Source organism: Pseudobutyrivibrio sp. JW11 (genome assembly GCF_900115355.1).
Classification (GTDB): domain Bacteria; phylum Bacillota; class Clostridia; order Lachnospirales; family Lachnospiraceae; genus Pseudobutyrivibrio; species Pseudobutyrivibrio ruminis.
Map to the genome: position 1 here is coordinate 216,095 of NZ_FOWB01000002.1, position 18,997 is coordinate 235,091.

Here is an 18,997-nt window from a genome sequence, read left to right on the forward strand (position 1 = left end):
TATTTAAGAGGTTTATATGGCACAATTTCTACCAATTAGTAAGCAAGATATGAAAGATAGAGGCATTGAACAGCTAGATTTTGTCTACGTCTGTGGAGATGCTTATGTAGACCACCCATCCTTTGGTGCTGCAATTATCTGCCGTATACTTGAATTACATGGATATACAGTGGGAATTATTGCTCAGCCAGACTGGAAGGACGATAATTCTATCAATATACTTGGCGAGCCAAGACTCGGCTTTTTTGTTAGTGCAGGAAACATGGATTCAATGGTAAATCATTATAGTGTTTCAAAGCACCGTAGAGATTACGACAACTATTCTCCAGGCGGCAAAATTGGTCTTAGGCCAGATTATGCTACCGTTGTTTACTGTAATTTAATTAGACACACATACAAAAAGAAACCAATTATTATAGGTGGAATAGAAGCATCCCTTAGAAGACTTGCTCATTACGACTATTGGTCAAATAAGGTTCGTCGTTCTATACTTTTAGATTCTGGTGCGGACTTGATTTCTTATGGAATGGGGGAGCGTTCTGTGGTAGAAATAGCTGATTGTCTTGCATCTGGAATGGATGTAAAGGATATTACATATATCGATGGCACTGTATTCAAAACTCGTGACAAATCTTTTACCGAGGATGCAATTATATTACCATCATATGAGGATATTAAATCTGATAAGGCAACATACGCTAAAAGCTTCTATACTCAGTACGTAAATACGGATGCGTTCACAGCCAAAAAACTGGTTGAGACTTACGATGGCGCAATGTATGTAATTCAAAATCCACCTCAGAAGCCTTTAACAAGACAGGAGATGGATGATGTATATGCTATAGAATATATGCGCACATATCATCCTATCTATGAAAAAGATGGTGGTATCCCAGCTATCAAAGAAGTTAAGTTTTCATTGATTAGTAATCGCGGCTGCTTCGGAGGATGTAATTTCTGTGCCTTAACATTCCATCAGGGTAGAATTATTCAATCACGCAGCCATGAATCTATTATAAATGAAGCAAAGCTTATAACTCAGGATCCAGAATTTAAGGGTTATATCCATGATGTTGGTGGACCAACAGCCAACTTCAGGAATCCTTCTTGTAAAAAGCAGATGGAAAAGGGCGTATGTATGCATAGACAGTGTCTATTCCCTACAAAATGTCCTAATCTAGAAGTAGATCACAAGGATTATGTAAGCCTTCTTACAAAGCTTCGCAAGCTTCCAAAGGTAAAAAAAGTATTTGTACGTTCCGGAGTCAGATTCGATTATGTAATGTATGACAAAGACGACACCTTCCTCCGTGACCTGTGTAAGTATCATGTTAGTGGCCAGCTGAAGGTGGCTCCAGAACATATTTCAAACAATGTACTCAGCTACTTAGGAAAGCCTGATATTTCCGTTTACAATAGTTTCTGCGATAAATATGCCAAGATTAATAAAGAGCTTGGTTTAAAGCAGTATTTGGTGCCATATTTGATGAGTTCTCATCCGGGAAGCACATTAGATGATGCAATCGCCTTGGCAGAGTATCTTCGCGACCATCATTTATCACCAGAACAGGTACAGGATTTCTATCCAACACCTAGCACAATCTCTACAACAATGTACTATACAGAGATTGACCCAAGGGATATGAAGCCCGTTTATATATGCAAGAATCCTCATGAAAAAGCAATGCAAAGAGCTCTTATACAGTACAAGAGACCTGAAAACTATGATCTCGTAAAAGAAGCTCTTATCAAAGCTGGAAGAGAGGATTTGATTGGATTTGGAGAAGAATGCTTGATTCCACCTAGAAAGATTAAAGGCAAGGAATTCAAAAAGAATAATAAAAATACTAGAAAACAGACTTCTGGAAAACAAAGTAAGACAAATGAAAGAACTAAAAATAGACGTAAACGATAGTAATCAGCGTTTTGACAAATATCTGAAACGTGTTCTTAGCGAAGCAAGCTCCAGCTTTATATACAAAATGCTTCGTAAAAAGAACATCACACTTAACGATAAAAAAGCTGATGGCACAGAAAAACTAAATACTGGCGATATTGTAAAGATTTGGTTTTCGGATGAAACATATGCAAAAATGACTGGAGCTGGAGAAAGAGATGAATTGTATTATTCTCTTAAAGAAGTAGACCATAATATCAATGTGATTTACGAAGATGATGAAATGATTATCATCAACAAGCCTGCTGGTATTAAGTCTCAAAAAGATACACCATCAGATGTCTCGATTAATGAGATGGCTATATCTTATTTGATAAACGAAAAAGGCCTTACAGAAGAAAGCTTCAAGCACTTTCACCCTAGCATATGCAACAGGCTGGATAGAAATACTTCAGGCATCGTTTTATTTGCTAAGACATTAAAGGCTGCCCAGGAACTAGGGGAAGCTTTGAAGGAGCGTAGCTGTAAGAAATTATATCGTGCAGTTGTACTCGGCGACATCGACAATGAGCAGCAGATAGAAGGCTTTTTATCAAAGGATGAAGCAACTAATAAGGTTTCTATAACACAATACGAAACAAAGGATTCTAAGCCTATTAAAACAGCTTATAGACCTATATCCCATGTCGATGATAAATTTACCTTGCTGGAGATTCACTTAATCACAGGAAGAACCCACCAGATAAGAGCACACCTTGCTTCAATTGGTCATCCTATATTAGGTGATAACAAATACGGAAACACATCAATTAATAAAAAAGAAAATGTTAGAGGACAGCTTTTACATGCGTACTCAATAGAGTTTGAAGATGGTAGAAAGTTTGTCTGTGATTTACCAAGGGAGTTTAATGGCTACATATAAATCACGTGGACTTCGCGGTTCCACATTCGAAGAATTTATTAATAAAACAAATGAGGTGTACGCCGAAAACGGTTTGGCCCTCATTCAAAAGATTCCAACACCAATCACACCTATTGATATGGATAATAAGGGTCATATAACACTTGCTTACTTTGATCAAAAGTCCACTGTCGATTATGTAGGTGCCATCCAAGGTATTCCTGTGTGTTTTGATGCAAAAGAGTGCAATAAAGACACATTCCCTCTCCAAAACATACATGAGCACCAGGTAAATTTCATGGGAAATTGGGAGGCACAAGATGGCCTGGCATTTATTCTGATATTCTTTAGCGAGAGAGATGTATATTATTACCTGACCTTTGAAAAGCTAAATGAATTCTGGGATAGAATGCAAGAAGGCGGCAGAAAAAGCTTTAGAATAGAAGAGCTTGATGAAAAATATTTCTTTACCACAAAGCCTAATCTGCTAGTACCTTATCTTGATATGATAAATATTGATTTGTCTTCAAGAACATAAAGCATTACAATCTAAGAAATAGAGTGCCCCGAGGTCATGTTGACTTCGGGGCTTTATTAAAGTATAATAACTTTAGTTCTTTATCACGCTAAAGTATAGTTTTGTACAAGAGGTGCGAAATGAAAAATCTTACATTACACACTCCAGAAGGAGTTCGAGACATTTATAACAGCGAATATGAGCAACGATTGGATGCACTTTATAATCTTAGAAAGTGTTTTAAGGAGGCTGGATATTCTCCAATATCTACACCTACATTTGAATATTTTGACACTTTTTCAAAAGAAGTAGGAAGCTGCAAATCTAACGAGATGTTCAAATTCTTTGACAGAGACGGCAATACACTTGTTCTCAGACCTGACATTACACCTTCAGTAGCTAGAGCTGCTGCAATGTATTTTTCGGATACAGATGAGGCAGTGAAGCTTTCCTATGAAGGAAATGTTTTTATTAATTATCATAGTCTGCAGGGTCGATTGAAAGAAAGCACTCAAGCTGGTTGCGAATTTATCGGAGATAGCTCTGTAGATGCTGATGCAGAGATTCTTACAATTACCGTAAATGCGTTAAAGAAGCTAGGCTTAAAAGAATTCGAAATTGGCGTGGGCCATATCGATGTTGTTAGAGGATTAATTGAAGCAGCAAACCTTTCTGATGACCAGGAAGAAAAGCTTATCAATCTTATCTCAAATAAGAATTTCTTTGGAGCAAAGGAGCTATTGCAGCAAGCAGAAGTAAGCAAGGGTTTAATAGATTTGTTTGATATTACAGGCAAAATCATGAATTCCCCTAAAGAATGGGCGCCTTATTTGGAGAAGGCAAAGAAATATAAAAAAGTATATGATGCCTTGGAATACCTTACAAAGCTTTACGAGCTTTTAAACAAAAATAAGGTGATGGATTACATCTCATTTGAGCTTGGAATGATTTCTGAATACAAATACTATACAGGCATCATATTTACAGGATATTCCTATGGCGTTGGAGAGCCTTTGGTAAAAGGAGGTAGATATGATTCCCTCCTAAGCCACTTTGGAAAGGAAGCTCCAGCCATTGGTTTTGCAATTACAGTTGATCAATTAATGTTAGCACTTAGGAGACAGTCATGAGTGAAGATAGATATTTAACATTTGCCCTTGGAAAAGGACGTTTAGCAAAAAAGACCTTAGAGCTCTTTGAAACTATTGGTATTACTTGTGAAGAAATGAAAGATCCTGATACAAGAAAGCTTATCTTTGTTAATGAAGATTTAAAGCTTAAGTTTTTCTTGGCAAAAGGTCCTGATGTACCAACATATGTGGAATACGGTGCAGCTGATATTGGAGTAGTAGGTGAAGATACAATCCTAGAAGAGAATAGAAATATTTATGAAGTATTGGATCTTGGCTTTGGAAAATGTCGCATGTGCGTCTGTGGACCAGCAGAAGCAGCAGAGCTGTTAAAGCATCATGAGCTTATTCGTGTAGCAAGTAAATATCCTAGAATCGCAAAGGACTATTTTTATAATATCAAAAATCAAACAGTAGAAATAATAAAGCTAAACGGTTCTATCGAACTAGCACCTATTGTTGGTCTATCTGAGGTGATTGTAGATATTGTAGAAACCGGATCAACACTTAGGGAAAATGGTCTTGTGGTTCTGGAAGAGGTTTGTCCATTATCAGCCAGAATGGTAGTAAACCAGGTATCGATGAAAATGGAAAACGAAAGAATTACTGACCTTATTGAAAAGCTGAAGGGAGCATTAGAAAATGAGAAAGCTTAAGCTCACTAAAGACACAATTAACAACATACTAGAATCACTACTTAAGCGTAGTCCTAGTCAATACACTGAGTATGAAAGCACTGTTAATGATATCGTAAATACGGTTCGTGAAAAGGGAGACGAAGCAGTATTCGCATATACGAAGCAGTTCGACGGAGCAGATATTAACTCTACTAATATTGTTGTAACAAAAGAAGAAATAGAAGAGGCTTACAGTCTTGTTCCAGAAGAGCTTGTCGAGGTAATAAGAAAAGCCCTTGTAAACATCGAAAGCTATCACGCAAAACAAAAGCAGAACAGCTGGTTTACATCTGAGGAAGGTATTATCCTTGGCCAGAAAGTATCTCCTCTTGCAAGAGTTGGTGTTTACGTACCTGGAGGAAAGGCTGTATATCCATCATCGGTTCTAATGAATGTTATGCCAGCAAAGGTTGCTGGAGTTCCTGAAATATACATGACAACACCTTGTAACAAAGAAGGAAAAGTCAACCCAAGTACACTAGTAGCCGCTAATGAAGCCGGGGTTGATGTAATTTACAAGTGTGGTGGTGCACAGGCTATAGCAGCTCTTGCCTTTGGAACTGAATCTATTGCAAAAGTAGATAAGATTGTTGGCCCTGGCAATATATTTGTAGCTCTTGCTAAGAAGGCTGTATTTGGATATGTTTCAATCGATTCTATTGCTGGTCCTTCTGAGATACTGGTACTTGCAGACGAAACAGCTAATCCAACCTATGTAGCTGCAGACCTACTTTCACAGGCTGAGCATGATGAATTGGCATCTGCCATTTTAGTTACAACATCTGCAGAGCTTGCAAACCAGGTTGAGAGCGAGATAGAGCGTTTTGTAAAAATACTATCTAGAAAAGATATCATTCAAAAGTCTTTGGATAACTTCGGATATCTATTGATTGCAGAGAACAAAAAAGACGCCATAGAATGCGTAAATGCTATTGCATCAGAGCACTTAGAAATCGTAACCGCAAATCCATTTGAAGATATGACTTATATAAAAAATGCGGGAGCAATTTTCCTTGGTCAGTATTCATCTGAGCCATTAGGTGATTACTTTGCAGGACCTAATCATGTGCTTCCAACAAATGGTACAGCGAGATTTTTCTCACCTCTATCAGTAGACGATTTCATCAAGAAATCAAGCATTATTTCATACTCAAAGGAAGCATTAGAAAAGGTTTATCCTGACATTGTTAAGTTTGCAAACAACGAGCAACTCACAGCTCATGCCAACTCAATTAAAGTGCGTTTTGAGTAATATAGTTACTTTAATATTTTGTAATATTTAGGTATAATAAAAAAGGTTGTAAAAATAATTATTTGGGGCGGTGTTATGTCGGAAGAACGTAGAGCACGTGTTGCTAGAAAAACAAAAGAAACAGACATTACCATCGATTTTAAAATAGATGGTTCAGGTAACTGTCAGGTAAATTCAGGCATTGGATTTTTTGATCATATGCTTGATGCATTTACAAGACATGGCTTATTTGATATGACTGCAGAAATCAGAGGGGATTTGCAGGTAGATTGCCATCATACCATCGAAGATACAGGTATAGTTTTAGGCAATGCTATCAAAAAAGCATGCGGTAGCAAAAAGAGCATGAAGCGATACGGTAGTTGCATTCTTCCTATGGATGAGACTTTAGTTCTTGTTGCAGTAGATTTATGCAATCGCCCATATTTATCCTTTGAAGCAGATTTTCCTACAGAAAAAATAGGATATATGGACACAGAAATGGTAAAAGAATTTTTCTATGCGATTTCATATTCTGCAGCTATGAACCTTCACATCAAAGTTTTAACACCAGGCAATTCTCATCATATGTGTGAAGCGATTTTTAAAGCTTTTGCAAAAGCCTTAGACCAGGCAACCACTATTGATCCTAGAATTGCAGATACAATGACAACAAAGGGTTCAATCTAGTATTAAAGGAGCGGTATTTACAATGGAGCACAAAAATATAGTTGCCACCATCTACATCAAAGATGGAATGGCAGTTAAAAGTCCAACAGAGCTTGAAAATAAAAAGGACGTATTAGAGCTTGCATCTGTTTATGATGATAGCGGAATCGATAAAATCATTTGCTACGATTTATCGTCTACAGATGAAGAGCACGAGAAAAACATTTTAGCAATCCGAGAGATTAATCGAAACGTTCAGGTTAAGACAGCAGGCGGTGGAAATATTAAGCGTCTTGAGGACGTTAAAAAGCTTTTGTATGCTGGCTGTATCGAAGTCATTTTAAATGGTTCAAAGCCTGAGACAATCGACTTAATAAAAGAAGCATCTGCAAGATTTGGTGCTAACAAAATGCTTGTTTCACTTTCAACTGTAGATTTCCTTTTCAAAACAAAAGATTTCCTTCAGGATAATGTTCACGAGCTTTTAATCATGAACACCACTCTTTTAGAGGGTCTTGAAAATATCACAAGCATTCCATACATAGTCCAGGTTGATAACAATGATTTTGCATATGTAGAGAAATTACTTAAATCAGATCAAATCAGGGGAATCTCTGGTGCCTTTATCAATGATACCGATACAGATATCATGCAGTTAAAGAGCGAGCTTTCAGATTCTGGCATCAAAATGGACAATTTTGAGCCAAAGCTTAGCTGGTCAGATTTAAAACCAAACTCAGATGGCCTTGTACCTGTTGTAGTTCAGGATTTTCAGACAGGCGAAGTTCTCATGCTTGCCTACATGAACGAAGAATCATTGAACTCTACAATACGTACTGGCAAGATGACTTATTATTCTCGTTCAAGAAAAGCTCTTTGGGTTAAAGGAGAAACAAGTGGCCATACACAGTACGTCAAGTCATTGACTGCTGATTGTGATTTTGATACTATTTTGGCGAAAGTTTCTCAAGTTGGAGTAGCATGTCATACTGGCGCACCAAGCTGCTTCTTCAACGAAATAGTTAAAAAGGAGTATGTTGAGCGAAATCCACTTAAGGTTTTCGAAGATGTTTATGCCGTCATTATGGATAGAAAAAAGAATCCAAAGGAAGGCTCATACACAAATTATTTATTCGATAAAGGACTTGATAAAATCCTTAAAAAGGTGGGAGAGGAAGCTACAGAAATCGTTATTGCAGCTAAGAATCCTGACCCTGAGGAGACTAAATACGAAATATCTGATTTCCTTTATCATATGATGGTTCTCATGGCTGAAAAAGGCGTCACATGGGAAGACATCACATCGGAGTTAGCTCAAAGATAATTTATTTATGAAGAAATTAGCATTACCAGACGATATTCTGATGCAGATTGATAAGCCTGCACGTTATATCGGCAATGAATTTAATAGCGTAATCAAAAATCCTGCTGACGTAGACATCAGATTTGCCATGTGCTTTCCTGATGTCTATGAAGTTGGCATGTCTCATTTAGGAATTGCCATCCTTTACGATATGCTTAACAAGCGTCAGGATACATATTGTGAAAGGGTATATTCGCCATGGCCAGATTTACATAATCTGATGAAAGAGCGTAATATACCTCTTTTTGCGTTAGAATCACAGGACCCTATCAAGGGCTTTGATTTTATCGGTATGACACTTCAGTACGAAATGTGTTATACAAACATTTTGCAGATTCTTGATTTAGCTGGAGTTGCATTATTAAGCAGCGAAAGAGAAAACGACGATCCTGTCGTTATTGTTGGTGGTCCTTGCGCCACAAATCCAGAGCCAATCGCCGATTTTGTTGATTTGGTATACGTTGGCGAGGGCGAAACTAGCTATCCAACACTTCTCGAGCTTTACAAAGAACACAAGAAAAATGGTTTTGATAGAAAAACATTCCTCAGAGAAGCCAGCCATATTCCTGGCATCTATGTACCATCACTTTATGAAGTATCATACAAGGAAGATGGAACAATAGCATATTTCAAGCCTATCTACGATGACGTTCCTGCAACTGTTGAAAGACAGGTTGTAAAAGATATGGATTCATCTAGCTATCCTACAAAGATGCTTATTCCATTTGTTCGTGCCATCCAGGACAGAGTTGTGCTTGAGATACAGCGTGGTTGTATCCGTGGATGTCGTTTCTGTCAGGCAGGAATGATTTATCGTCCAAATCGTGAAAAATCCGTTGATGTTTTGAAGGCCCAGGCCAAAGAATTATTAGCATCTACCGGCCATGAAGAAATCAGCCTTAGCTCCCTTTCATCTAGTGATTACCATGCACTTGGTGAGCTTATGGATTTCCTCATTGATGATTGTTTATCAGAGGGTGTAAATGTATCGTTACCATCCTTGCGTATTGATGCATTTTCTTTGGATGTAATGAGCAAGGTTCAGGATGTTCGTAAATCAAGTATTACATTTGCTCCAGAGGCAGGCTCTCAAAGAATGCGTAATGTCATTAATAAAGGACTTACAGTAGAAGACATTATCGGCGGTGCTACACTTGCATTTAAGGGCGGCTGGAACAAGGTTAAATTCTACTTTATGTTAGGTTTGCCTGGTGAAACAGACGAGGACATGAAAGCCATTCCTCAACTTGCAAATGAAGTTGCTGCTGCATACTATGATACAGTTCCAAAGGAACAGCGTCAGGGCAGATGTCAGATTACTATATCTACATCTTTCTTTGTTCCAAAGCCATTTACACCATTCCAGTGGGCTCCTATGTACGAAGCAGGAGAATATCTCCGTCGCGCTAAGGTTGTAAATGACGAAATGAAGGCACAGCTTAATCAAAAGTCGCTTAAATACAATTGGCATCATTCTGATGTTACTGTACTTGAGGGTGTATTTGCTCGCGGTGATAGACGTCTTTGCCCAGCTATTTTAGATGCATACAATAGTGGATGCTTCTTTGATGCTTGGGGTGAATACTTCGATTTTGATAAATGGCTTGCTGCATTTGAGAAAAACAATATTTCAATTGATTTTTATGCATACAGACAGCGTGATTTAGACGAAATCTTCCCATGGGATTTCATCGATTGCCATGTAACAAAAGATTTCTTAAAGAGAGAATGGAATAACGCCATGGCTGGCAAGGTTACTCCAAATTGTAAGATGGGCTGCAGTGGATGTGGCGCAAAATCTATAGGTTCGGGGGTATGTCACAATGCGCGTTAGAGTTAAATTTGAAAAAACAGGAATAATGAGATATGTTGGCCATTTGGATTTAATGAGATTTTTCCAGAAGGCTGTAAAAAGAGCAAATCTCCCAATAAGATATTCAGAAGGTTTCAATCCTCATCAGATAATGTCCTTTGCAGCACCTCTTGGTGTAGGACTTACATCTACAGGCGAATATATGGATATCGATTTAAAACAAGAAGTATCTTCCAAAGAAGGCCTTGAAAGCCTTAATCAAAATATGGTAGAAGGCCTTACAATTACAGGCTTTAAATATCTTCCAGATAATGCTGAAAAATGCATGAGCGCTGTGACTGCAGCAAGCTATATTGTTACCTATAAAAATCCTAAGGATGATGCTTGTTACATCGAAAACATCATCGATTTAAAAGAAAAGTTTTTTGATGAAGCTGCTTCTATAAACATTGTTAAGAAAACCAAAAAGGGCGAAAGAGAGCTTGATTTAAAGCCATTAATTTATCGCTTCAACCTTGAAGTAAAGGATAACGTTCCTGTATACGACTTGCTTCTTTCAAGCGGAAGCACTGACAATATCAAGCCAGAGCTTGTTATTAAGGCATTTCACGAGTATTTAGGTTTGCCTGAATTTGATGAGCTTTCCTTAGATATTCAGCGTGTAGATATGTACACAGGGGAACCAGACAGCTTTGTTTCTCTAGGAGAAATAGGAGATGAACATTAAAAAAGTTGTAATTACAACAGGAATATATTTAGATAAGGAGCTTCGGCTCCTTGTTTCTTTTGATGAAAATGATAAGCCAGTAGATTTAATCAATCTGGATGTCACCAAAATCGGCGAGGTATACCTTGCTACAGTAGAAAAAGTGCTTAACGATGTAGACGGTTGTATCCTAAAGCTTGATTCAAACACAAAAGGATATATCGAGAATAAAAAGCTTATTCCAGATTCTTATGTCACAAGGCATTCCGACAAGAAAAAAGTTTGCCAGGAAGATCAATTCTATGTACAGATATATCAGGATAGAAAAGGCACAAAGCCATATTCTTGTAACTTCATAAAGCAGGAAGACTATACTGAGAATCCTACATTCATAAACTATTATTTAGGTAAATATTGTGATTCTGACACCGAAGTTATTACCGATATGCCTGACATCCATGAAGCTAATCCATCATTTAGATATTACATCGATGATTCCTTATCATTATGGAATCTCTATGGATTAACTAAACTATTAGATAATATTTGTTCTAGAATCTGTCATTTGAAATCTGGCGGGAACATCGTAATTGAACCAACAGAAGCTTTGACTGTAATCGATGTCAATTCCGGCAAAAACTACGGAAAACAAAATCCATTTGAGGTTAATGTAGAGGCACTGGAAGCAGCTTTCAGGGAAATCAGATTACGTTCTATATCTGGAATAATCCTTATAGACCTACTTAAAGTTTCAAAAGCAGCAGAAGAGAAATTGATTGAAGTAGCAAACAGCTTGATTGACGAGGATATTTCTAGAATTACCATCCACGGCTTTTCAAATCTGGGCCTACTTGAGGTTACCCGCAGTAAAATCTTTTCAACCTTTACAATATAAAAGAAATAGAGCCTAAAAAACGACTCTATTTCTTCCTGCTTGTTTTCCAAAATATAATTTTTTATCAGCCGCTTCAATGGTTGATACCGTTCCGATGGTTCTTGAATATTCTTCCAAGCCAAAGGTCATTGTCACATTAAAGGTTTTATCTTTATATTTAAAATCAAAATTTCTAACCTTATTTCTTAAATCTTCCAATAGCAAAAGAGCTTCATCCCCATTTTTATTTACAAACACAAATAAAAATTCTTCTCCGCCCCAACGTGCCACAAAATTTGGAAGAGTCATGGAAGACTTGAAAAGCTCAGCCAGCTCCGAAAGAACATAATCACCGCAATCATGGCCATAGGTATCATTAATGTTTTTAAAGAAATCTATATCGCCAATAGCTATAGATATAAATGAAATGTCTTTTGCTTTTTCAATATCTTTCAATTCATTCTGAGCAAAACGTCGATTCATAAGACCTGTCAGTGTATCTGTTTCAGACATCAACTTAAGCTGCTTATTATTAATACGAAGTGTTCTTTCAACATCTACATATAAGGTGCAGTAGAAGTATGCTGTGAGAGAAAGACAAATAGAAAATTCTATTATATTTACCCAGACTAATAATCTAAATTCTAATGAATCAGGATTTAGGATTGTACCTCCAAAAGGAGTTAAAGTTGATAGTGAAAGAAATATAGCTGTTATTATCAAGCTCAGACTTATTTTTACTTTTAATGAACTCATAGCATCATACCAGAGAACTAGGAAAGCAATATATATCATATTTTGAAAAGAACATCGCCATCCAAATCCATATGTAAGAACATAAGTAGATGCTATTGTTGTAAGAATAACTATGAAAGCGCATGCGCGAACTCTAATTTTATAGGAAAGATTTAATGCAATAGCATATATCACGACAGCTATCGATAAAACTACTGAATATAAAAAGTAGCCTCTTATAATGGTATAAATCAGAATAGCACAATAATAAGGAATCCACGCACAAAGAAGATATCTAACAAGAGATATCATACTACTGGAATCTTCACTATAAGCTGGCGCTTTTTTTATCCATTCATTAAGCTTTTTAATAGGCATCTTTTATACCCCGGTGTTGTATAAATTATATATTTTATTATAATTTTAATTGCATGCAATGTAAATAACGTCAGCCTCAGCTTTTTCAACAATAAATTACTTTTGAAATTAGGAATAATTACAAATCTGGTTCTATAACAGATTAAACATAATATGATGATATAATTCATATGATTTGGTGCAAAACATTGATTCAGAAAGGAATAATCCTTATCATAGGATAGGCATCTATTATGGAACTAAACGAAATAATTCCTGTAGTAGAGAAAAAGGCTGAACAGATTGCAGACCAGGAGATTGTAAAATATAACAAAGATTTTCCTGAGGTAAACTTAACTGACGATGCTAGAATTGCTGTTAAACAGCGTGCAATTTCACAGCTTACTTTGCAATTGAGCAAGTTTAGATTTAAATCAGACACTGACCTAGAAGAGCAATTCGATAAATGGTTTGAAACTACGGAGCAGGATGATTTGCACAGAGCTTGTAGGCATTGTCTTGAAGATGAAGCTAGAAAAATAAGAGAAAGTAATGGTCATAATCTTTCATCTTTAGATCAATATCTTAAGAAACATCTTGGAGATGTACATACAGTAGAGTAATCTTTAATTAAATTATTGACGATAGCCAATTGCTGTGCTATTATACTTGAGTATGCCGCTCAGTGTGGTTTTTGAAGTGTGTTTCATTCCGAAGCACCACCGAAACTGGCGAGTAATGATAAAAAGGAGGAGCAACCATGTACGCAATTATTGCAACAGGTGGTAAGCAGTACAAAGTTTCTGAAGGCGATATCATTACCATTGAAAAGCTTGGCGTTGAAGCTGGTGAGAAGGTTACTTTTGATCAGGTTCTTGCTGTTAGCGACAAGGATCTCAAGGTTGGTGACCCTACAGTTAAGGGCGCAACAGTAGAGGCTTCTGTTGTTAAAGAAGGCAGAGGTAAGAAGGTAATCGTTTACAAGTACAAGAGAAAAACAGGTTACCACAAGAAGAATGGCCACAGACAGGCTTTCACACAGGTTAAGATTGAAAAGATTAACGGTTAATTATGGTTTCCGTGATTATTTCCAAGCAAGCAGCAGATATTAAACAGATTTCTTTGGACGGCCATGCCGGTTCCGAGGAAGCAGGACAAAACATTGTTTGTGCTGCAGTTTCAGTATTAGCTATTAACACATTTAACAGCATTGAGCGTTTTACTGATGATGCTTTTAGTGTTGAGGCTGCTGAAGATGGAGGACATTTAGTTATGTCTTTTTCAGAAAAGCTATCTGATAGAGCTCAGCTTTTGATTGACTCTATGTTGCTTGGTTTGGGCGAGATTCAAAAACAATACGGTGATGAGTATATTTCACTAGAAATTAAGGAGGTGTAAGACATGCTACAGATGAACCTTCAGTTCTTCGCTCATAAAAAGGGTGTAGGCTCTACAAAGAACGGTAGAGATTCTGAGTCTAAGAGATTAGGTGCTAAAAGAGCAGATGGTCAGTTCGTTAAGGCTGGCAACATTCTTTATAGACAGCGCGGTACAAAGATTCTTCCAGGCAATAATGTAGGTCTCGGTGGAGACGATACACTTTTTGCTTTAGTTGATGGAGTACTTCGTTTCGAGAGAAAGGGAAGAGACAAGAAGCAGGCTTCTGTCTATCCTGTAGAGCAGTAATTATTTGACCCGACTATACGTGTTACGTAAAGTCGGGTCGTTTTTCATTTCAGTATAAGGAGATTTTTATGGCATTTGCTGATAGAGCAAAGATTATTATAAAATCAGGTAAGGGTGGCGATGGTCACGTTAGTTTCCGTCGCGAAAAATATGTACCAAACGGTGGTCCAAATGGCGGCGACGGTGGTAAAGGTGGCGATGTAATTTTCGAAGTAGATCCAGGCCTTAACACACTTACAGATTATAGACATCGTAGAAAATTTGCTGCAGCTCCAGGTCAGGAGGGTGGCAAAGACAATTGTCATGGCAAAAATGGAGAGGATTTAATCCTAAAGGTTCCAGAAGGAACAGTTATCAAAGATGCCGAATCAGGAAAGGTTATTGCAGATATGTCTGGCGATAATAAGCGTCAAATCGTTCTTCCTGGTGGTAAAGGCGGACTTGGAAATCAGCATTTTGCAACTTCTACAATGCAGGCACCTAAGTATGCAAAGCCAGGTGTAGATGCAATTGAATTAGAGGTTATCCTTGAGCTCAAGGTTATAGCTGATGTAGGTCTTGTAGGTTATCCAAACGTTGGTAAATCAACATTTTTATCACGTGTAACAAATGCAGACCCTAAAATTGGAAATTATCATTTTACAACACTTAGCCCAAATCTTGGTGTTGTAGATGTTGATGATATAAATGGTTTCGTTATTGCTGATATTCCAGGCCTTATCGAAGGTGCATCTGAGGGAATCGGACTAGGTCATGAATTCCTTCGCCACATCGAACGAACAAAGGTTATCATTCATATGGTTGATGGCGCTTCTGTAGAAGGCCGTAATCCTGTTGAGGATATTAAAACTATCTCAGCTGAGCTCGAAGCATATGATTCAGCGCTTCTTAAAAAGCCACAGGTTATCGCAGCCAACAAAATGGATGTAATCGGAGAGGAATCTAATCAGGTTCTTGAAGAATTAAAAGCAGAATTTGAGCCTAAAGGCATCAAAGTATTTGCTATTTCTGCTGTTAGCGGTCAGGGCATTAAAGAGCTTTTATACGAGGTTGTACGACTTCTTGATACATGTGATGATGCTCCAATCGTTTATGAGCAGGAGTTTGATCCTACAATAAGAGCATTCAATGATGAGCCTTACACAGTAGAAATTAACGATGAAGGCGATTACGTTGTTGAAGGACCACGTATTGAAAAAATGCTTGGATACACTAACCTTGAGTCTGAGAAGGGATTCTTATTCTTCCAGAACTTCCTCAAAGAGCAAGGCATCTTGAAGGAGCTTGAGGAAAAGGGTATTCAGGAAGGCGATACAGTTCGTATGTATGGTCTAGTATTTGATTACTACAAATAAAGAGGTATAGAAATGACAAATAAACAGAGAGCTTATTTATCATCTTTAGCAGCCGATATGAGCCCTATTTTACAAATCGGCAAGGCTTCACTTACACCAGAATATACAAATGCTGTTGATGAAGCTTTAGAGGCTAGAGAGCTTATAAAGATAAATGTATTAAAGAATTGTTTTGATGATCCTAAGGAAATCGCTCAAGTATTAGCTGAGCGTACACGTGCAGAAGTTGTTCGTGTTATCGGTCGCAAGATCGTGCTTTACAGAGCTGCTAAAAAGCCTGTTATTAAGCTTCCACAGTAAAGGAGACATCATGAGAATTGGCATTTATGGTGGTACATTTAATCCGATTCATAACACTCATATAGAAATTGCGCAGGCTGCTAAAAGGCAGTTTGACTTAGATATTGTCTATTTCCTTATTTCAGGCACACCGCCTCACAAGGATACTAGTGAGACAGTTGCTGATTTATGCAGATACGATATGGTGCGCCTTGCTATCGAAGGCATCGACGGGCTAGAAATAGACGACAGAGAAATATATAGAGCTGGAAAGAGTTATTCTTACATTACATTTACAGAATTACATCAAGAGCACCCTGATGATGAATTATTCTTTATTATGGGTAGCGACAGCCTTATCAATTTCAAAAATTGGGTTAAGCCTGAAATCATTTCCCAGTATTGTAATGTGCTTGCAGCGCCTAGAGCCGGGGATGATATGGATAAAATAGAGCAATCTATCCATGAATGCAAAAATATCTTTGATGGTGATTTTTTCTTAATTGATTATATTGCAAACGATATTGCATCCTCATCAATAAGAAACAAAATCAGAATAAATCCAGATATTAAAAACCAGATGCCTGAAGCAGTCTTTAATTACATAATTGAACATAATCTTTATGCCCCTGATTCATACACCATGGAAGACGTTATGCGTCTTGATGATGAAATGAAAAAGGAGTTAAAAGTAAGTAGATATGTTCACACCATAGGCGTGGCTCAAACAGCATACAGCTTAGCAATAAGATGGAATTATCCTGCTATAAACGCTATGGTTGCAGGCATGCTTCACGACTGCGCAAAATGCATCTCAGATGAAAAACGTATCAGCGTATGTGAGAAAAACAATATTCCTATAACTGATATAGAGTATAAATATCCTCACTTACTTCACGGCAAAGTTGGAGCCTATTACGCTAAAGAAAAGTATGACGTAAAGGACAAGCAAATCGCTCATGCGATTGAAGTTCATACTACTGGATGTCCAAATATGAGTTTATTAGATAAAATCATATTTGTAGCAGATTATATTGAACCATGCCGTGACAAGCAGCCAAGGTTAGATATAATTCGCTCAGTAGCATATAGTGATTTAGATTTATGTGTATATATGATTCTTGAGGATTCAGTAAACTATCTTAATAGCAATCCTGATATGGTAGATCCAACAACAATAGATACGTTTAATTATTATCGTAAATTACTTAATAAATAGAAGAGAGGTACAATATGGATTCAAGAGAAATGGCAAAACTCGTTTGCAAAGCACTTGACGATAAGAAAGCTATCGATGTTAAAGCTATCGATATTTCAAATGTAAGTATCATGGCTGATTATTTCATCGTTGCTTCTGCATCAAACCAGAGTCAGATGAATGCAATGCAGGACGAAGTAGATAGAATTCTTTACGAAAACGGAATTCACGCTAAATCTATCGAGGGTAACAGACAGAGCACATGGGTACTTATGGACTACGAAGATGTAATTGTTCACTTATTCTCTGAAGAAGATAGATTATTCTACGATTTAGAAAGAATTTGGAAAGATGGCATCCTTATTGATGCTGCAGACTTATAGAATTAATAAAAGCCAATCCGAAAGGATTGGCTTTTTTCATGGCTAAAATTAGAAGAAACGGAAAACACCGAATACTTTACCAAGGATTTGACAGTCTGGAACAATAATAGGATCCATAGTGTCATTTTCAGGCTGTAAACGAATGTGTCCATCCTCTTTATAGAATGTCTTAACAGTGGCGCTGTCATCTACGAGAGCAACTACCATATCACCATTTTTAGCAGTGTCTTGCTGCATAACAATAATAGTGTCTCCATCAAGAATACCAGCATTAATCATTGACTCACCCTTGACACGAAGCATGAAAGCCTGCTGATTAGGCATGTGCTCAGCTGGAATAGGGAAGTATTCATCGATGTTCTGAACTGCAAGAAGTGGCTGACCAGCAGCAACATTTCCAACTACAGGAACATTGACTACCTCACGACGAACAATATTAAAATTATCATCAACGATTTCAATAGCACGTGGCTTTGATGGGTCACGCTTGATATATCCGTTCTTTTCAAGAGTCTCCAAATGAGAGTGAACAGATGATGTAGATTTAAGATTACATGCATCACAAAGTTCTCTAACAGTAGGAGGATAACCTTTATTTAAAATTTCTTTTTTAATAACTTCAAGGATTTCGCGCTGTTTTGCAGAAATTTTTCCGTATGCCATAGGAAAGGCTCCTTTCTTTTTTATTAATTTTACAATAGCACAAAGAACATACTTTTGCAAACACATTTTCCGAAATTTTGTTCGAAAAAAGTATTGACAAAACGAACGTTCGGATTTATATTGATACCAGAACAAAGGTTCCGAACATTTATTTTGGAGGGTTTGATATTATGAAGGTATATAACAAATCAGAACGTATCGTTAGAAATAGAAAAATCATGTTATTAGCAGCTATCATAGCTTCTTTATTATTTGGTTTTATCTTCTTTTCAAATAGAGCAGCAGCTGAAACAAATCGTCAAGTTTACACTTATTACACCAGCTACGAAATCCAGCCTGGTGATACTTTGTGGTCTATAGCAGATCAGTTCATGGGCCCGGATTATACCGACAAACAGGATTTCATCAGTAATATTAAATCCATGAATCATCTTCTGGACGATGATATTACAGCTGGGAATTATCTCGTTATCGAATACTCTTCATACGATATATTGTAGTAGGTATTCACAGGGCTCCCCCATTTATGGTACTATCATATATAGAGAATATGGATAGGGAGT

22 protein-coding genes are annotated in these 18,997 nt (G+C 37.2%); 20 read left to right on the forward strand and 2 right to left on the reverse strand.

Annotated features, from left to right (window positions below; all coding sequences use genetic code 11):
• Nucleotides 1–16 precede the first annotated feature (16 nt).
• The 11 genes from BM102_RS03255 (at nucleotide 17) to BM102_RS03305 (ending at nucleotide 11,799) form a co-directional block, all read left to right on the forward strand.
• Nucleotides 17–1,915: a YgiQ family radical SAM protein gene (locus BM102_RS03255; RefSeq protein ID WP_090478867.1), complete on the forward strand. Its 1,899-nt coding sequence runs from the start codon at nucleotides 17–19 to the stop codon at nucleotides 1,913–1,915.
• Nucleotides 1,884–2,819 carry an RluA family pseudouridine synthase gene (locus BM102_RS03260; RefSeq protein WP_090478869.1) on the forward strand — a complete coding sequence of 312 codons (936 nt, stop codon included), beginning with the start codon at nucleotides 1,884–1,886 and terminating at the stop codon, nucleotides 2,817–2,819. The genes BM102_RS03255 and BM102_RS03260 overlap by 32 nt, the downstream gene beginning before the upstream one ends.
• Nucleotides 2,806–3,336, forward strand: coding sequence for a Holliday junction resolvase RecU (locus BM102_RS03265; protein WP_090478873.1), 531 nt, complete (start codon nucleotides 2,806–2,808; stop codon nucleotides 3,334–3,336). Before BM102_RS03260 ends, BM102_RS03265 begins: the two co-directional genes overlap by 14 nt.
• A gap of 119 nt (nucleotides 3,337–3,455) precedes the next feature.
• Nucleotides 3,456–4,445 (forward strand): ATP phosphoribosyltransferase regulatory subunit, encoded by a 990-nt coding sequence (gene hisZ / locus BM102_RS03270; RefSeq protein WP_044934496.1) that lies wholly within the window; start codon nucleotides 3,456–3,458, stop codon nucleotides 4,443–4,445.
• Nucleotides 4,442–5,101 (forward strand): ATP phosphoribosyltransferase, encoded by a 660-nt coding sequence (gene hisG, locus BM102_RS03275; protein ID WP_033154127.1) that lies wholly within the window; start codon nucleotides 4,442–4,444, stop codon nucleotides 5,099–5,101. Before hisZ ends, hisG begins: the two co-directional genes overlap by 4 nt.
• Nucleotides 5,088–6,374: a histidinol dehydrogenase gene (gene hisD / locus BM102_RS03280; RefSeq protein WP_090478876.1), complete on the forward strand. Its 1,287-nt coding sequence runs from the start codon at nucleotides 5,088–5,090 to the stop codon at nucleotides 6,372–6,374. The genes hisG and hisD overlap by 14 nt, the downstream gene beginning before the upstream one ends.
• A gap of 75 nt (nucleotides 6,375–6,449) precedes the next feature.
• The gene (hisB, locus tag BM102_RS03285; RefSeq protein ID WP_044934491.1) at nucleotides 6,450–7,043 is read left to right on the forward strand and encodes an imidazoleglycerol-phosphate dehydratase HisB; all 594 of its coding nucleotides are present in this window, start codon (nucleotides 6,450–6,452) and stop codon (nucleotides 7,041–7,043) included.
• A 22-nt stretch (nucleotides 7,044–7,065) separates the two neighbouring features.
• Nucleotides 7,066–8,346: a bifunctional phosphoribosyl-AMP cyclohydrolase/phosphoribosyl-ATP diphosphatase HisIE gene (gene hisIE, locus BM102_RS03290; RefSeq protein ID WP_049960256.1), complete on the forward strand. Its 1,281-nt coding sequence runs from the start codon at nucleotides 7,066–7,068 to the stop codon at nucleotides 8,344–8,346.
• Nucleotides 8,347–8,353: 7 nt separating this feature from the next.
• Nucleotides 8,354–10,219: a TIGR03960 family B12-binding radical SAM protein gene (locus tag BM102_RS03295; protein WP_090478880.1), complete on the forward strand. Its 1,866-nt coding sequence runs from the start codon at nucleotides 8,354–8,356 to the stop codon at nucleotides 10,217–10,219.
• Nucleotides 10,209–10,925 carry a TIGR03936 family radical SAM-associated protein gene (locus tag BM102_RS03300; RefSeq protein ID WP_090478883.1) on the forward strand — a complete coding sequence of 239 codons (717 nt, stop codon included), beginning with the start codon at nucleotides 10,209–10,211 and terminating at the stop codon, nucleotides 10,923–10,925. The genes BM102_RS03295 and BM102_RS03300 overlap by 11 nt, the downstream gene beginning before the upstream one ends.
• Nucleotides 10,915–11,799, forward strand: coding sequence for a ribonuclease E/G (locus BM102_RS03305; protein ID WP_090478886.1), 885 nt, complete (start codon nucleotides 10,915–10,917; stop codon nucleotides 11,797–11,799). Before BM102_RS03300 ends, BM102_RS03305 begins: the two co-directional genes overlap by 11 nt.
• Before the next feature lie 12 nt (nucleotides 11,800–11,811).
• Here the strand turns inward: BM102_RS03305 and BM102_RS03310 are convergent, their stop codons facing one another.
• Nucleotides 11,812–12,891 (reverse strand): GGDEF domain-containing protein, encoded by a 1,080-nt coding sequence (locus tag BM102_RS03310; RefSeq protein WP_090478888.1) that lies wholly within the window; start codon nucleotides 12,889–12,891, stop codon nucleotides 11,812–11,814.
• 233 nt (nucleotides 12,892–13,124) lie between these two features.
• On the opposite strand from BM102_RS03310, the gene BM102_RS03315 reads away from it, so the two are divergent.
• From BM102_RS03315 to rsfS, 8 genes are all read left to right on the forward strand, one after another.
• A complete protein-coding gene (locus tag BM102_RS03315) occupies nucleotides 13,125–13,493 on the forward strand; it encodes a hypothetical protein (RefSeq protein ID WP_074788913.1) in 369 nt (122 codons plus the stop codon).
• Nucleotides 13,494–13,630: 137 nt separating this feature from the next.
• Nucleotides 13,631–13,939, forward strand: coding sequence for a 50S ribosomal protein L21 (gene rplU / locus BM102_RS03320; RefSeq protein ID WP_028236391.1), 309 nt, complete (start codon nucleotides 13,631–13,633; stop codon nucleotides 13,937–13,939).
• Between the two features lie 2 nt (nucleotides 13,940–13,941).
• The gene (locus BM102_RS03325; protein ID WP_033154120.1) at nucleotides 13,942–14,268 is read left to right on the forward strand and encodes a ribosomal-processing cysteine protease Prp; all 327 of its coding nucleotides are present in this window, start codon (nucleotides 13,942–13,944) and stop codon (nucleotides 14,266–14,268) included.
• A gap of 3 nt (nucleotides 14,269–14,271) precedes the next feature.
• The gene (gene rpmA, locus BM102_RS03330; protein WP_015549701.1) at nucleotides 14,272–14,556 is read left to right on the forward strand and encodes a 50S ribosomal protein L27; all 285 of its coding nucleotides are present in this window, start codon (nucleotides 14,272–14,274) and stop codon (nucleotides 14,554–14,556) included.
• Between the two features lie 68 nt (nucleotides 14,557–14,624).
• The gene (obgE, locus tag BM102_RS03335; RefSeq protein WP_033154119.1) at nucleotides 14,625–15,911 is read left to right on the forward strand and encodes a GTPase ObgE; all 1,287 of its coding nucleotides are present in this window, start codon (nucleotides 14,625–14,627) and stop codon (nucleotides 15,909–15,911) included.
• Nucleotides 15,912–15,923: 12 nt separating this feature from the next.
• On the forward strand, nucleotides 15,924–16,211 hold the full coding sequence (yhbY, locus tag BM102_RS03340) for a ribosome assembly RNA-binding protein YhbY (protein ID WP_033154118.1): 288 nt from the start codon (nucleotides 15,924–15,926) through the stop codon (nucleotides 16,209–16,211).
• 10 nt (nucleotides 16,212–16,221) lie between these two features.
• Complete coding sequence (gene nadD, locus BM102_RS03345; RefSeq protein ID WP_090478891.1) at nucleotides 16,222–17,409, forward strand: nicotinate-nucleotide adenylyltransferase; 1,188 nt, start codon at nucleotides 16,222–16,224, stop codon at nucleotides 17,407–17,409.
• A 14-nt stretch (nucleotides 17,410–17,423) separates the two neighbouring features.
• Nucleotides 17,424–17,771, forward strand: a complete 348-nt coding sequence (gene rsfS / locus BM102_RS03350; RefSeq protein ID WP_033154117.1) for a ribosome silencing factor — start codon at nucleotides 17,424–17,426, stop codon at nucleotides 17,769–17,771.
• Between the two features lie 48 nt (nucleotides 17,772–17,819).
• On the opposite strand, the gene lexA is transcribed toward rsfS, so the two are convergent.
• Nucleotides 17,820–18,434, reverse strand: coding sequence for a transcriptional repressor LexA (gene lexA / locus BM102_RS03355; protein WP_044934479.1), 615 nt, complete (start codon nucleotides 18,432–18,434; stop codon nucleotides 17,820–17,822).
• A 170-nt stretch (nucleotides 18,435–18,604) separates the two neighbouring features.
• On the opposite strand from lexA, the gene BM102_RS03360 reads away from it, so the two are divergent.
• Entirely contained in the window at nucleotides 18,605–18,934 is a 330-nt protein-coding gene (locus BM102_RS03360) for a LysM peptidoglycan-binding domain-containing protein (RefSeq protein WP_083380585.1), read from the forward strand.
• Nucleotides 18,935–18,997 lie beyond the last annotated feature (63 nt).

Excerpts from the sequence above, each read along its gene's own strand:
- BM102_RS03255 (WP_090478867.1), top strand. The coding sequence starts at position 17 with ATGGCACAATTTCTACCAATTAGTAAGCAAGATATGAAAGATAGAGGC.
- BM102_RS03260 (WP_090478869.1), top strand. The coding sequence starts at position 1,884 with ATGAAAGAACTAAAAATAGACGTAAACGATAGTAATCAGCGTTTTGAC.
- BM102_RS03265 (WP_090478873.1), top strand. The coding sequence starts at position 2,806 with ATGGCTACATATAAATCACGTGGACTTCGCGGTTCCACATTCGAAGAA.
- hisZ (WP_044934496.1), top strand. The coding sequence starts at position 3,456 with ATGAAAAATCTTACATTACACACTCCAGAAGGAGTTCGAGACATTTAT.
- hisG (WP_033154127.1), top strand. The coding sequence starts at position 4,442 with ATGAGTGAAGATAGATATTTAACATTTGCCCTTGGAAAAGGACGTTTA.
- hisD (WP_090478876.1), top strand. The coding sequence starts at position 5,088 with ATGAGAAAGCTTAAGCTCACTAAAGACACAATTAACAACATACTAGAA.
- hisB (WP_044934491.1), top strand. The coding sequence starts at position 6,450 with ATGTCGGAAGAACGTAGAGCACGTGTTGCTAGAAAAACAAAAGAAACA.
- hisIE (WP_049960256.1), top strand. The coding sequence starts at position 7,066 with ATGGAGCACAAAAATATAGTTGCCACCATCTACATCAAAGATGGAATG.
- BM102_RS03295 (WP_090478880.1), top strand. The coding sequence starts at position 8,354 with ATGAAGAAATTAGCATTACCAGACGATATTCTGATGCAGATTGATAAG.
- BM102_RS03300 (WP_090478883.1), top strand. The coding sequence starts at position 10,209 with ATGCGCGTTAGAGTTAAATTTGAAAAAACAGGAATAATGAGATATGTT.
- BM102_RS03305 (WP_090478886.1), top strand. The coding sequence starts at position 10,915 with ATGAACATTAAAAAAGTTGTAATTACAACAGGAATATATTTAGATAAG.
- BM102_RS03310 (WP_090478888.1), bottom strand. The coding sequence starts at position 12,891 with ATGCCTATTAAAAAGCTTAATGAATGGATAAAAAAAGCGCCAGCTTAT.
- BM102_RS03315 (WP_074788913.1), top strand. The coding sequence starts at position 13,125 with ATGGAACTAAACGAAATAATTCCTGTAGTAGAGAAAAAGGCTGAACAG.
- rplU (WP_028236391.1), top strand. The coding sequence starts at position 13,631 with ATGTACGCAATTATTGCAACAGGTGGTAAGCAGTACAAAGTTTCTGAA.
- BM102_RS03325 (WP_033154120.1), top strand. The coding sequence starts at position 13,942 with ATGGTTTCCGTGATTATTTCCAAGCAAGCAGCAGATATTAAACAGATT.
- rpmA (WP_015549701.1), top strand. The coding sequence starts at position 14,272 with ATGCTACAGATGAACCTTCAGTTCTTCGCTCATAAAAAGGGTGTAGGC.
- obgE (WP_033154119.1), top strand. The coding sequence starts at position 14,625 with ATGGCATTTGCTGATAGAGCAAAGATTATTATAAAATCAGGTAAGGGT.
- yhbY (WP_033154118.1), top strand. The coding sequence starts at position 15,924 with ATGACAAATAAACAGAGAGCTTATTTATCATCTTTAGCAGCCGATATG.
- nadD (WP_090478891.1), top strand. The coding sequence starts at position 16,222 with ATGAGAATTGGCATTTATGGTGGTACATTTAATCCGATTCATAACACT.
- rsfS (WP_033154117.1), top strand. The coding sequence starts at position 17,424 with ATGGATTCAAGAGAAATGGCAAAACTCGTTTGCAAAGCACTTGACGAT.
- lexA (WP_044934479.1), bottom strand. The coding sequence starts at position 18,434 with ATGGCATACGGAAAAATTTCTGCAAAACAGCGCGAAATCCTTGAAGTT.
- BM102_RS03360 (WP_083380585.1), top strand. The coding sequence starts at position 18,605 with ATGAAGGTATATAACAAATCAGAACGTATCGTTAGAAATAGAAAAATC.